The organism is Thioflexithrix psekupsensis (assembly GCF_002149925.1).
Taxonomy (GTDB): Bacteria; Pseudomonadota; Gammaproteobacteria; order Beggiatoales; family Beggiatoaceae; genus Thioflexithrix; species Thioflexithrix psekupsensis.
Window position 1 is genome coordinate 72,385 of sequence record NZ_MSLT01000001.1, and the last position, 13,388, is coordinate 85,772.

The 13,388-nt window shown below is 42.8% G+C and carries 12 protein-coding genes; 8 read left to right on the plus strand and 4 right to left on the minus strand.

Annotated elements, in window-relative coordinates:
• Positions 1 to 6 precede the first annotated feature (6 nt).
• The 6 genes from TPSD3_RS00325 (at position 7) to TPSD3_RS00350 (ending at position 6,164) form a co-directional block, all read left to right on the plus strand.
• Entirely contained in the window at positions 7 to 2,031 is a 2,025-nt protein-coding gene (locus TPSD3_RS00325; RefSeq protein WP_176329661.1) for an ATP-binding protein, read from the plus strand.
• 126 nt (positions 2,032 to 2,157) lie between these two features.
• On the plus strand, positions 2,158 to 2,736 hold the full coding sequence (rsxA, locus tag TPSD3_RS00330) for an electron transport complex subunit RsxA (RefSeq protein ID WP_086486611.1): 579 nt from the start codon (positions 2,158 to 2,160) through the stop codon (positions 2,734 to 2,736).
• 2 nt (positions 2,737 to 2,738) lie between these two features.
• The gene (gene rsxB / locus TPSD3_RS00335; RefSeq protein ID WP_217884330.1) at positions 2,739 to 3,317 is read left to right on the plus strand and encodes an electron transport complex subunit RsxB; all 579 of its coding nucleotides are present in this window, start codon (positions 2,739 to 2,741) and stop codon (positions 3,315 to 3,317) included.
• Entirely contained in the window at positions 3,314 to 4,906 is a 1,593-nt protein-coding gene (gene rsxC, locus TPSD3_RS00340) for an electron transport complex subunit RsxC (protein ID WP_086486613.1), read from the plus strand. Before rsxB ends, rsxC begins: the two co-directional genes overlap by 4 nt.
• Positions 4,896 to 5,393 carry a DUF3305 domain-containing protein gene (locus tag TPSD3_RS00345; RefSeq protein WP_086486614.1) on the plus strand — a complete coding sequence of 166 codons (498 nt, stop codon included), beginning with the start codon at positions 4,896 to 4,898 and terminating at the stop codon, positions 5,391 to 5,393. The genes rsxC and TPSD3_RS00345 overlap by 11 nt, the downstream gene beginning before the upstream one ends.
• A gap of 318 nt (positions 5,394 to 5,711) precedes the next feature.
• Entirely contained in the window at positions 5,712 to 6,164 is a 453-nt protein-coding gene (locus TPSD3_RS00350) for an Hsp20/alpha crystallin family protein (protein WP_217884322.1), read from the plus strand.
• Between the two features lie 81 nt (positions 6,165 to 6,245).
• On the opposite strand, the gene TPSD3_RS00355 is transcribed toward TPSD3_RS00350, so the two are convergent.
• The 3 genes from TPSD3_RS00355 to TPSD3_RS00365 form a co-directional block, all read right to left on the minus strand.
• Positions 6,246 to 8,465, minus strand: coding sequence for a RelA/SpoT family protein (locus TPSD3_RS00355; protein ID WP_086486615.1), 2,220 nt, complete (start codon positions 8,463 to 8,465; stop codon positions 6,246 to 6,248).
• Positions 8,466 to 8,766: 301 nt separating this feature from the next.
• On the minus strand, positions 8,767 to 9,270 hold the full coding sequence (locus tag TPSD3_RS00360) for a peptidylprolyl isomerase (protein ID WP_086486616.1): 504 nt from the start codon (positions 9,268 to 9,270) through the stop codon (positions 8,767 to 8,769).
• Positions 9,271 to 9,423: 153 nt separating this feature from the next.
• Entirely contained in the window at positions 9,424 to 11,460 is a 2,037-nt protein-coding gene (locus TPSD3_RS00365) for an nSTAND1 domain-containing NTPase (protein ID WP_086486617.1), read from the minus strand.
• 114 nt (positions 11,461 to 11,574) lie between these two features.
• Here TPSD3_RS00365 and TPSD3_RS00370 point away from each other — a divergent pair, with 114 nt between their 5' ends.
• Together TPSD3_RS00370 and TPSD3_RS17380 are read left to right on the plus strand one after the other, a co-directional pair.
• Positions 11,575 to 12,411: an N-acetylmuramoyl-L-alanine amidase gene (locus tag TPSD3_RS00370; RefSeq protein ID WP_086486618.1), complete on the plus strand. Its 837-nt coding sequence runs from the start codon at positions 11,575 to 11,577 to the stop codon at positions 12,409 to 12,411.
• Positions 12,412 to 12,607: 196 nt separating this feature from the next.
• Complete coding sequence (locus TPSD3_RS17380; RefSeq protein WP_176329662.1) at positions 12,608 to 12,748, plus strand: hypothetical protein; 141 nt, start codon at positions 12,608 to 12,610, stop codon at positions 12,746 to 12,748.
• Here TPSD3_RS17380 and TPSD3_RS00375 read toward each other — a convergent pair.
• A complete protein-coding gene (locus TPSD3_RS00375) occupies positions 12,734 to 13,387 on the minus strand; it encodes a CAP domain-containing protein (protein WP_086486619.1) in 654 nt (217 codons plus the stop codon). The genes TPSD3_RS17380 and TPSD3_RS00375 overlap by 15 nt on opposite strands.
• Position 13,388 lies beyond the last annotated feature (1 nt).

A 13,388-nucleotide genomic window follows, 5' to 3' on the forward strand; every position in this document is an offset into this window, starting at 1 on the left:
ACGATAATGAATAATAAAACCCTTCGATTTAAGTTTAATGTTATATTAGTTTTCACTTTATTACTTATTTCCACTATTTATATCGCTATTTTGTATCCATTTGAAATGCGGCGGCAAAAATTGGCATTAGAACAGGTGAGTTTATTATTAAATTCTATTGTGTATCAGCGACGGGATGAATTAGCCAATGAATTATTTGCGCGACATCAACGCTCTATGGTAAAAACATTAGAGCGAATTTTAGAGATGGAAAAGGTGTTGCACGTCAGTGTTTATTTCTCTGATGGAACGCCATTTGTGGCTACGGGAAAAGGCGAAATAGAACCGCTATCATTAACGATGCAAGAATTGATTAATCATAAAAAAGATGTTTATGAAGAAAATATTTGGGAAGGGATTGAAGTTTTAACGTATTTGACCGCATTTGAAGTGATTGGAGAGCGAGTGGGTTATTTAAAAATTAATTACTCTTTAGAAGCTGTGAATAAAAATACTCGTTTTAGCATTATTATATTTACCACGTTATTATTTACTATTTTATTGGTGATTTCAGTTTTACTTAATTTTACCTTAATGCGCTTTGTGATTAAACCTGTGGTTCGTTTGCAAGAAGTGATGCAAAAAGTTGAAGAAATGCCACAGAATCATGGCATTTATCATGAACGTTTAACGATTCAATTGCCTGTGCGGGATTTAGATGAAATTGGTTTATTATATCGGGCATTTAATCAGATGGTGCAGCGTTTAGATTGTGCATTGCAAGCGGTGGCAATGGCGAATTCGGAATTAGAAGAAAAAGTACGGCAACGCACCCTGAATTTAGAGCAGCTTAATGCAGAATTAACCGAAGCGCGACAACGGGCTGAAGCCGCTAATCAAACCAAAAGCCAATTTGTGGCGAATGTTAGTCATGAATTGCGCACGCCTTTGAACGGCATTTTAGGCATGGCTGAATTGTTATTAAGTTCTCCTTTAACACCTGAGTTAAAAAATAATCTGGATATTATTCACAGTTCGGGAAAATTATTATTAAATTTGATTAATGAATTGCTCGATGTGTCTAAATTAGAAGCGGGCAAAGTAGAACTAGAATCACGTGATTTTAATTTAAAAAATACTTTAGATAATGTTTTAAATTTAATGCGTTTGCGGGCTGAAGAAAAAGGGTTGAAATTACAAGTTGATATGGATGCGAAGTGTCCCGTGTGGATGGTGGGCGATGATAATCGTTTACAGCAAGTTATTTTGAATTTGGTCAGCAATTCCATTAAATTTACGGCTAAAGGACAAGTGACGATTAAAGTTGAATGTTTGCATCTTGCAGAACAACAAGTGACTTTTAAATGCGCCATTATTGACACGGGAATTGGTATTAGTGCGGAAAAATTGGGACGCTTATTTCAAAAATTTAGTCAAGCCGATTCTTCTACCAGTCGAGAATATGGTGGCACAGGATTAGGATTATATATTTGTCAGCAATTGGTCTTGTTAATGGGGGGGCAAATTGGGGTGGAAACGAAAGCCCAAGAAGGCAGTATTTTCTGGTTTATTTTAACCTTACCCATTGCAGAACCACCCGCCGTAATAGCAGCGAATCCCGCGCTTATCGCACAACAAGAAGAAGATATTAATGTATTGTTAAAGCATGCGCAATTACTTTTGGTTGAAGATAATAAAACCAATCAGCTTATTGCTAAAGTCATGTTACAGAAATTAGGCGGGCATATTATGATTGCAAATCACGGTCAAGAAGCCTTAGATTTATTGGCACAACATACTTTTGATCTGATATTAATGGATGTGCAAATGCCTATTTTAGACGGTTATCAAACCACTCGCCGAATTCGAGAAAATAACACCACTCATTACGCGACCATTCCCATTATTGCCATGACCGCTAATGCGTCTAATAGCGATTTTGAAAGCTGCATTCGTTCGGGTATGAACGATTTTCTGACTAAACCTATCACCCTTGATGCACTGGCTAACACCTTGAAAAAATGGCTGCCACGTAAATCCCCTTCTGCTTGATCCCTGCCTATTCTGTTGTGGTTATAAAAAACCTTTCTGTTTATCGGATTGAATTTTTAAAAAAATTGATTCATACTCGCTTTATGTAGGGTGATAAATCACTTTTTAACTTAGATTAAAAAAAACATGAGCGATTACTTATTAATTTTTATTAGCACAGTATTGGTCAATAATTTCGTTTTGGTGAAATTCTTAGGCTTATGTCCCTTTATGAGCGTTTCTACTAAATTAGAAACGGCTGTGGGGATGGGATTGGCCACCACTTTTGTTTTAACCTTATCTTCAATTTCCAGCTACTTAGTGAATTATTATTTACTGATTCCTGCAAATTTAGAATTTTTACGCACCATTGCTTTTATTTTAGTGATTGCGGGCGTGGTGCAATTTACAGAAATGGTGGTGCATAAAACCAGTCCTTTGTTGTATCAAAGTTTAGGCATTTTCTTACCGTTAATTACCACGAATTGTGCGGTATTGGGCGTGGCATTATTAAATGTGCAAGAACAGCATGGATTTTTATCTTCTGCGGTGTATGGTTTTGGTGCGGCAATTGGTTTTTCTTTGGTATTAACTTTGTTTGCGGCTTTGCGCGAACGAGTGGCATTAGCGGATGTGCCGAGTGTTTTTAAAGGCGCGCCCATTGCGCTGATTTCTACGGGAATTATGGCGATTGCTTTTATGGGCTTTACGGGTTTAGTAAAATGATAATTTTATCGGCCATTTTTGTTTTGGGTGGATTGGCATTTGGGTTTGGCATTTTATTGAGCTACGCTGCGGTGCGATTTCGGGTTGAAAGTAATCCAGTGGTCGATCAAATTGATGCCATTTTGCCTCAACAGCAATGTGGAAAATGCGCTTATCCGGGCTGCCGACCTTACGCCGAAGCCATCGCCAAGGGTGAAGCAGACATTAATTTATGTCCCCCCGGCGGAGAAGCGGGCATGTTGGCTTTGGCTGATTTGTTAGACCGAGAACCTAGACCATTAAACGCCACCGAAGTCACAGAAAAAATACAAAAAGTGGCCGTTATTGATGAACAAACTTGTATCGGTTGTACATTATGTATTCAAGCCTGTCCCGTCGATGCCATTCTTGGCATGGCAAAACAAATGCACACGGTCATCGCCAGCGAATGCACAGGCTGTGAATTATGTATTGCACCTTGCCCCGTAGATTGTATTAGCATGATTTCTGTGCCACAAACCACCAGCAATTGGAAATGGCCTTATCCCGTTTTTCGCTTAAAACCCACCTCTTCCCGCTTGCCAGAGTCAGTCACGCAATGAATTTAACGAATTTTAAAAGTTTATGGCGTTTTAATGGAGGAATTCATTTACCCGGCCATAAATCCTTGTCTAATCAATCCCCTATTATTAAAGCCGAATTACCGCGTTTTCTGGTTTTGCCTTTATTGCAACACATTGGAGTGCCGGCCGAGCCAGCGGTAAAAGTAGGCGATTCGGTGTTAAAAGGGCAAATTATTGCGCGTTGTCAAGCGGATAATTGTGATGTGTTGACCAGTTCGCCGATTCATGCGTCAAGTTCGGGAACGATGGTGGCGATTGAAGCGCGTCCGGTGCCGCATCCGTCGGGTTTGTCTGCGCCGTGTATTATTATTGAAACGGATGGCTTGGATGCGTGGGTGGAAAAACGCCCGTTGTTGGATTACAAAAATTTGTCTCCTGCCGAAGTCAGACAACATATTGCGCGAGCGGGTATTGTGGGTTTAGGGGGCGCGGGTTTTCCGTCGCACATGAAATTGCGTCCCGAAGGCATTAACACGTTGATTTTAAACGGGGCTGAATGTGAGCCGTATATTACATGTGATGATCGCTTAATGCGGGAGCGTCCCGATGAAATTATTGCGGGCGCGGAGATTTTGCGTCATGTACTAGGTGGAGCGAAACATTGTATTATTGCAGTGGAAGACAATAAGCCCGAAGCCTTCAACGCATTACAAGAAGAATTAACCCGTCGCCACGCGCATAGCGATATAGCAGTTATACAAGTTCCCACACGCTATCCGACGGGCGGCGAACGGCAACTCATCCAAGTCTTGACGGGAAAAGAAATTGGTCGTGCCGATTTGCCGGCGCGTTTTGGGATTGTCATGCACAATGTGGAAACGGCTAAAGCGGTCTGTCGTGCCGTACAATATGGCGAGCCTTTGGTATCACGTACAGTCACGGTGACAGGCGGCGGCGTGACACGTCCCGGTAATTTTGAAGTCCCATTGGGTATGCGAATGGCGGATTTATTGGCACAAGCGGGAAAAATACCTGAAGTCAAACGCTTGGTGATGGGCGGCCCTATGATGGGTTTTGCCTTGCCGTCGGATGATTTACCGATTGTGAAAACAACAAATTGCTTAATTGCGTATTTGCCGCATGAAGTAAAAATATTACCCGAAGCCATGCCATGTATTCGATGTGGCGCGTGTGCGGAAACCTGCCCTGTCAATTTATTACCGCAACAGTTATATTGGTTCGCTCAAGCCAAAGAATTCAAGAAGTTACAAGCACAACATTTATTTGAATGTATTGATTGTGGTTGTTGTGCTTACGTTTGCCCTAGCCATATTCCGTTGGTGGATTACTTTCGTTTTGCGAAAGCAGAAATTCGTGCCGCGGATCGAGAAAAACAACGCGCCGATCATGCGCGCCAACGTTATGAGTCGCGCCAAGCCCGTTTAGAACGAGAAAAAGCCGAAAAAGCCGCACGTCACCAACAAAAAGCCACTTTGCCTGACGCAACGACAGTGAACGACGGCCAAGACAAACAAGCCGAAATCGCCGCCGCGGTCGCACGAGTGCAGGCGAAAAAATCAGTCGCTTCCGCCGCGGTCGAAGCCGAGAAAAATACAAATGAGTCCTGATACCTCTCCTCAAATGTTTTACATTTCTATCGTTATCGAAAGACAGTCTGTTCGTAATCACCCGTGGTTGAAACACCGCTGGCGTGTGGTGGGCGTGGTGGTGGCTGAGGAAAAACAAAGCCGTCAGCGGGTATTGATTCGTGAAGATGCGGAAAATACGTGGTTCATGTGGCAGGGATTTACGCTACAATTGCACCGCGATCAAGCTCCCAGTTACTACCACAATTTGACTTCAGAAACGCCACAATTATTCGTTATTTGTCATCCATCCTCTGATTTTCCTGAGCCTACGCCGTTTTTAGTCACGCTGAGTGATGATGAAGCCTGCGCCTATTTGGAGGCTTCGTCTGAGGTTCACAACGTCGATATTCCCCCGTCGATTTATCCTTGGCTGGAAAAATACGTGGTAGAAAATTACATTCCAGATGCCCCGAAAAAACGACAACGCGAGGCGTGGTTTAAAGATGCGCCACCGCGGGAAAGTTAGGCTTGGAATCAGAAAATTTTACAGTTTGTGTTTGAAATTTTCCTTGTTGCCCCTATAAAGCTGAATAACATCAAGTTTATGTTTTATCATGTGATGAAAATGTGAAAATAAGCGTTTTTCCGAAAAACAACTTTATCCATGATGAACTTGAAAAAATAACCCATGACACTATATCTGATGTCAACAGAAGATAGCCCAGCTAATCATCTGATAACAATGGATTTATTGACGATAGACTTGAAAAAATAGAGAGCGACACTATATCAGGTGTCAACTGAAAACCACACAGCTAACCATCTGATAAATAGGAGGTTTACCATGTCAAACTTGTCAACCGTGCGTCAAGAACCTTGGGACTTGTTCAAACAAGTTTTTAAAGATTTGAACCACTGGTATGAACAAACACAAGCCTATGGTGATCAATCCACTGTGGCGACCAGTAATTGGATTCCTGCGGTGGATATTCGGGAAGAAGCCCAACAATTTGTATTAGAAGCGGACATTCCCGGTGTTGATCCGCAAGCCATCGAAGTGTCTATGGAAAATGGCATGTTGACCATTAAAGGAACACGCGAATTGGTGGACAAAGAAGAACACAAATCGTATCGTCGTGTAGAACGTGTGCGTGGTCATTTTTACCGTCGTTTTAGTTTGCCAGAAACGGCAGATGCGGAAAATATCGCCGCTTCAGAAAAACACGGTGTGCTGACCATCACCATCCCGAAAAAAGCCGTCGCACAACCCAGAAAAATTGCGGTGAATATTCACTAATTTAATTCTGATTTAAGGCGATTTATCAGGATGTCAAAGTGAAATTTGGCATCCTGATTTTTTCGTTCAACCGTTCTATTTTTAATGATTAATTCGCCGCGCCGACATGACATTTCTTAACCCGTCAATTTTAGTTAAAAAGCAACTGGCTTGATTGACGCTGTTGACTTCAATGGTAAAAACCATACGGGCTGTGCTTTCTTTTTTATTACTTAACGTATTGGCGGCGATAATATTAATATCTTCATTCGCGGCTAATGTTGTAATATCCGCTAATAAGCCTTTGCGCTCACTGGCAAGTACTTCAATATCCATCGCATACAATTCGTTACTGGAAGTTTTTCCCCATTCTACGGCGATCAATCGCTCGTTTTGTTCACTTTGCCACTGTAAAACATTTGGGCAATCTTGACGGTGAATCACCACGCCTCGCCCTTTGCTGGTATAACCAATGATCGGATCACCCGGCAGTGGACGACAGCAGCGCGCTAATTCCGTCATTAACCCATCCACGCCCTCAATCGAAACGCCTTGTGAGGAATGGGTAGGCGTAGGTTGTTGAACAATCTCTTGTTCATCGTCTATATCATGATGGGGTGCAAGAATTTCGCGGGTAAAACTGCGCCCAATTTGTTGTGGCGTAATTTCACCGCGGCCAATCGTGGCGAGAAACTGATCTAAACTTTCTGCTTTAAATTTTTGCGCCAATTGTTCTAAATTGACATCCAGCAGATTTAAACGTTTTAATTCGCGTTCTAAGGTTTGTCGTCCGGCTTGGATGTGTTGTGGCATTCCCAGTTTACGCAACCATCGCTTGACTTTGGCGCGGGCGCGGGAGGTCTTTAAAAATCCTAAATCGGGATTTAACCAATCACGACGCGGTTCTTCATTGTGATTTGAACGCAGAATTTGTACGCGATCTCCGTTTTTTAACTGATACGTCAATGGCACAATGTGACCATTGATTTTTGCCCCACAACAACGGTGTCCTAATTCGGTATGAATGTAGTAGGCAAAATCAAGCACTGTCGCACCATTAGGCAGATCAATAATTTCTCCTTTGGGAGTGAGCGCATACACGCGCTCTTCAAAAATTTCTGATTGTACTCGCTCTAAAAAATCATTTGTGTTACTTGCTTCTTCTTTCCACTGGGGAATTTGACGCAACCAGGAGATTTTTTGCGCAAAATTGTCATCAGTTGCAAGATTACTTTCCTTGTATCGCCAATGCGCCGCCACTCCGAATTCTGCATGATGGTGCATGTCGTGCGTACGAATTTGCACTTCAAAACATTTATCATCAGGGCCAAAAACCGCTGTGTGTAACGAACGGTAGTCATTATTTTTAGGACTGGCAATGTAATCGTCAAATTCATGGGGAATCGGCCGCCACATATTATGCACAATACCTAATACTCTGTAACACTCTGTATCCGTGTCCACAATCACCCGCACCGCACGCACGTCAAAAATTTGTTCAAATTCCAAATTCTTACGCTGCATTTTGCGCCAAATGCTATAAATATGTTTCGGCCGCCCCGTGACAACGGCTTTAATTTGGTGTTTTTCTAAGGCTTCTGAAAGGCGTTGGGTAATGGCATTAATATAATTTTCTCGATCTAAACGACGCTCGTCTAATAATTTCGCCATTTGCTGATAAATTTCAGGTTGCAAATAGCGCATCGATAAATCTTCTAATTCCCATTTAATTTGTCCAATCCCTAAACGATTGGCTAAAGGGGCAAATAATTCTTGGGTTTCGCGGGCTAAACGCAGTTGTTCATGTTCGGGCATGAATTTGATAACGCGCATGTCGTGTAAACGATCCGCTAGAATAATCAGCATCACCCGCACATCTTTGACCATCGCTAACAGCATTCGACGTAAACTTTCTCGCTGTTGGGTTTGGGCTTGGGTTATATTTTCATTGAGCGAATCGACAAAACGCATTTTAGCTACGCCCTTCGTCAAGGCCGCAACACTGCGGCCAAAACGTTTTTCAATCACTTCAAGCGTCGTGAGTTGGTTCATCACGCTTTCGTGCAAAATAGCCGCAATCAAAACATCGGTTTCCATGCCCAAATCCGCCAGAATATCTGCCACCGTCAAGACATGCAGCAAATACAACTCTCCCGAAGGTCGAGTGCTGTCTTGGTGACATTCTGCGGCAAAGAGATAGGCATTGTGGATCGCGGCTTGTTCTTCAAAAGAAAGATTTTGGCTGATCCGTGCTAACCAGGTTTCTGTTTGTAAATGACCGGTGTGACCGGGTTCAAACAAAGGGTCTTTCACTTGTACCATGACTGTTTGCTGTATTTGCGCGTTAAAAGAGGGATAGTACGTTGACTGTGGTGGAATTGTGTGCTTTTACGTCGTGCAGGGGGTGCGCAGCGACCGCACAGAGTGAAATATGAATTGATGTTAAACCCATTGACTGTAAACACGGGGCGAATTCGACAAAAATACTCTGTCGAATTCGAGTGATGCCTTGTCCCGATGCTTCGGTTAGAAGAGGGAATGACATGATTTCTCCACTGGGGTGTGCGATGAGGGGAGAAAAGCCAATGTAGATTTTGGGGTAAGAAATGTCGGCTATATGGGGTTAGTTGTCAAGAACTTCAACCGATTCAATAATAACATCTTCTTTGGGGACATCTTGATAACCAAAACGGTTTCCCGTAGGCACTTGTTTGATGCTTTCTACCACATCCATGCCTTCAACCACGCGCCCAAACACGCAATAGCCCCAACCTTGGGCATCTTTGCGGGTGTGATTGAGAAAGGTGTTGTTGCTGACATTGATAAAAAATTGTGAAGAGGCAGAGTGTGGATCGTTGGTACGCGCCATGGCGATGGTGCCGATCTCGTTGCCTAAACCATTATCGGCTTCGTTTTGGATGGGGGGATTGGTTTTTTTCTGCTGCATATTGCCTTCTAAGCCTCCGCCTTGAATGACAAAATTGCTAATGACCCGATGAAACAGTGTTCCGGTGTAAAACCCAGCATTGACATATTCCAAGAAATTCGCCACCGTTTTGGGGGCTTTTTCGGAATTTAATTCTAAAACGATGAGACCGTGATTGGTGGTCATTTTGACACGTGGCATGAAGTATTGCTCCATTGGATGGGAAAAGTATTATAAATGAGGTCATCATGATGAGTCATGAATCGCTATTGGGAGCTTATTTTAGCGAAGTTTGCCTTGTAGGTACATTTGTTTTTCCAGCGGTGTTTTTTCTGATAAAGTCGCAATAAAGATTTAATTTCCACAATAAACGTTGATGAAAAGAAAAATCATAATGGCATTCATTAGGAGTAATAATAACGCCAAATGACGGGAGCGTTTTAATTGTTGATGGGCTTTAGTGATTTCTATGCGTCGTTGCTGTTCCACTTGGCGATGGGAGGTGTGAATATAATCACGGGTATTTTGGGTGATAGCATCTGACCATTGTTCTAATAAATAACGTGCATCTTCTAAGGCTTTTCCTTCTTGTAATAATAATTCATTGGGTCGTCCTTCATCTTGCCAATAACTGGCTGCATAATTAATTCTTAAACGAATGCGTAAAAACTCTTGATTATGCAACCACCATTCTTGCACTCGCGGCCAATCAGATAATAAGGCTTCATGCACCAATTTAGCCACGCGATCTCCGGTGCTTAATTCTTCGGTCACTAACAGATGGGCTTCCATTAATCCCGTGATTAATTCTTTCATTCCTAATGACTGTTGTTCTGATAATAATAAACGTCGTCCCAATATGGCTTGTCCCGTATCTTTATTGACGGTAATTAAAGTGCGCATTAATTCTGGAAAAGCATCACGAGCCGCTTTATTTAATCGTTTCAACGTTTGCTCTGCGTATTGGGCTAATGCGCCTGCAATTCCGCCTAACTCTCGATAGGCTTGATAGGTTAAATTATCTTCTTGACGATCTTGATATAACTCAGAAAGCGTAAATTGTAATAATGCCAAATGACCGTGATAAGCACTAATGTCATCTAAAATCACTTCGTTTAATGGCGGCCGTTTCGCGGGATGTTCAAATACTAATCCTGCGGCTTTAGTAGGTTCTTCAATCATTTGCCGCAATTCGCTGGGGGTGGGAAATTGTAAGTGATAAATATTTTTACTTTCTAACAGAGAAATTAAACGCACATAACGCTGATAATAATGTTGCCATTCGCTGCGCAATGCAATCACAACCCAAATCGAAGGTTGCCCCGATAAAGAATGGCAATCTGTTGCTGTTTCAACCAATAAACGAATAAAGGCTTCTCTATCCGCTTCAGTAATGTCGTTGAGGGTAAATAATTCTTCAAATTGATCCACAAATAATATGGCTTGGGGAATGTGAGAACTGGTATTGACATTAATGCTGGCAATGGTATGTTGTAAAGCAGTGACCAACATGGCCGCACCAATGGCTTTAGGACGCACAATATGACAAGAGATTTGTAATTGTAAGAATAAGGGCAATAATCCCGCTTGCACTAAAGAAGTTTTACCACTGCCCACCGCCCCTAAAATCATTAATAAGGCTTGTCCTTTTGCCGCTTGTTGTTGCAGGGCTTCGTAAATGTCATCAATCGCTTGATTGCGTCCGAAAAAAATCGCCGCTTGTTCGAGTGTAAACGGAGATAAGCCCGTATACGGATAACCATCCCAAGTCAATACGCAAAGTTTGCGACTGTGGCTGTCTTGTGGTAAAAATCGATCCACCAGCAATTTACACAAATGCGTCTCCAGTTGGTGCGCGAATTCCGTCAATGTATTAAATTGCACGCAGGCACGCGGAAAACGTCCTTGTTCGTCTTGAAACCACTTACGAAAAAATTGTTTTACGCCTTCATATTGTCGTTGTTTTTCTGGGAAATCGGGAGATTCAGGATTGAATTGTACCTCTGCGGTTTTAAAATACATTAAAATGGTGGGCTGTTGATGCAAATCGTAGGCCTTTAAAGCATCTTCAAATTCGGCCACTGTTCCCGATTCGTAAGGTGTGCCGTCGGGGCGTAAAATGGGCGTGCCATCTTCAAAAACCGCTCCTTCTGGCAACGGCGTGCCAATGCGTGACCACAGCAAGCAAATAAAAACATCGCTCATGGCCGCTCGTGGGAATTGGGTTTGGAAGGATTCTGTTGCCAGCACTGGCTCATCTTCCCAAAAAAAACCGTCTAATTGTAAACGTCCAGCCAGTTTGGTTTGTAGTTTTTTGACGATTTGCTTGGTAATATGACGCTCTGGCGAGAGATCGCCCGGTGAAGAAACAAAAATATTAATCTTTTTCATCAGAATGGCTTTATTATCCGTATTGGGAAACCATAATGATCCCGTGATTTCTTTGGTGACGCAAGTGTGAATTTAAATCGGGATATTTTAATTTTATTTTAGGAAATTTTTGGTATGAAAATCGTAAACCACCGTCTTTTTAATGATGATGATACGCCCATTCGTTACCGGGAAAGCCCCAACCGCGGCGGCAAAATGGCGAATATTCGCTATTTGGTTATGCACTACACCGCAGGCCCCAGTGCAGAACATTCTGTCAATTGGTTGGTTAATTCTTCGGCTAAGGCTTCGGCGCATTTGGTGATTGGGCGAGATGGAACAATTACCCAACTGGTGCCTTTTGACACCGTGTCTTGGCACGCCGGCCAAAGCGAATGGCAAGGCGTTGTGGGCTTAAATAATTCTTCCATCGGCATAGAACTGGATAACGCAGGCTCTTTGGAAAAAGCAGGAAATGGTTGGCGGGCATGGTTTGGGACGGTATATCCGCCGGATCAAGTCATTGAAGCCGTCCATAAAAATGAGACCTATATGCGCGCTTGGCATTTGTACACTCCTGAACAATTGTATGTGGCCTTAGAAGTATCGGCGTTATTGGTGAATACTTACAAATTGTTAGATGTATTAGGACATGACGATATTGCTCCGGGACGTAAAGCGGATCCGGGGCCTGCGTTTCCGATGGAAACGTTCCGTTCGCGTTTATTTGGGCGTTATGAGGACAAGCCCGATGCCAATTTGTACGAAACCACTGCCAATTTAAATATTCGTGTCGGCCCCGGAACGGCTTTTCAAGCCTTAGCCATTAGTCCGTTACCTCGCGGCACTCGCTTACAAGCCACTGGGCAGGAGAATGGGATTTGGAAAGAAGTTGATGTCGTCGCTGAAGTCAAAGGAGTCAGTGGCGCACGGGGTTGGGTGCATCGCGGTTATGTGCGTCCGGTGGGATAAAATATCAATGTCTGAACTGCAAATGACACCAGAGATGTATTTTCATCAGAAATAGGGAGTCAATTGTGGTTCGGACAATATCAGATTTATTCCCAAACCCATTAATCCAAAATCATACCCAAAAATAGGGTAAAAAAAATCTATAGTTACTACGCTTAGTTCCCGCTAAACTTGCACGATTGGAGTATTTTCAAATATGGCCATTTCTTTAAAAGAAGTCGAAGAACGCCGTAAAGCTCGATTAGAGCGCAAAAAAAGACTAAAACGTACTTCTATTGAAATATTAATTATCAAGTTTATTTTAATCTTGATGTCGGCTAATTTATTGGGAATTTAAGATGATCTCATTAGCGGTAAAATGCTCTGCAAACAACATCACACACATTTGCCCATAATCGGGGTGTGTGCCGCACGCGCTTCCTGTGACGTGATAGGTGGTTTCAAAAAGATTACGTCGGTGACTACGTGATGTCATTCCATCGTTAATGATCCAGTGCATGACTGTGGTTTGTGCGTCATTGCGTCCGTAGCGGATATTTTCGCCCACACTGCCGTGCCAACGTCCGTAACGCGAAACGCGATGTAGCAGATGGCTGTGATCCGAGCCACGATGTCCCACACCGCCTGTACGCCCTTGATCGCGCACGTGGTCTCGCGCAGCCCACGCCAGTTCCGGCACACCCAATAAAGGCGCAAGCGGCGGTGTATTTTCTAAAAACGCAATCGCCTCTTCCACCGCTGCCACACCTTCTTCGGTTAAAAACACATGTTCTTCTTGCTGTAAATAGTAGCCGTGATAATTTTGTTTTAATAAACGTAATTTTTTGGCGTATAAAGCAGGATGGGTTCGGGCTAAATTAACTTCTTCAATTAATAAAATGGCTTGGTTTTCTGGGGTAAAAAATGGTTGATTATTTGGTATAATTGAAGCCGTGTTGAATAGTGGCATCATTAACCATAAAAAAATAGTCATCATC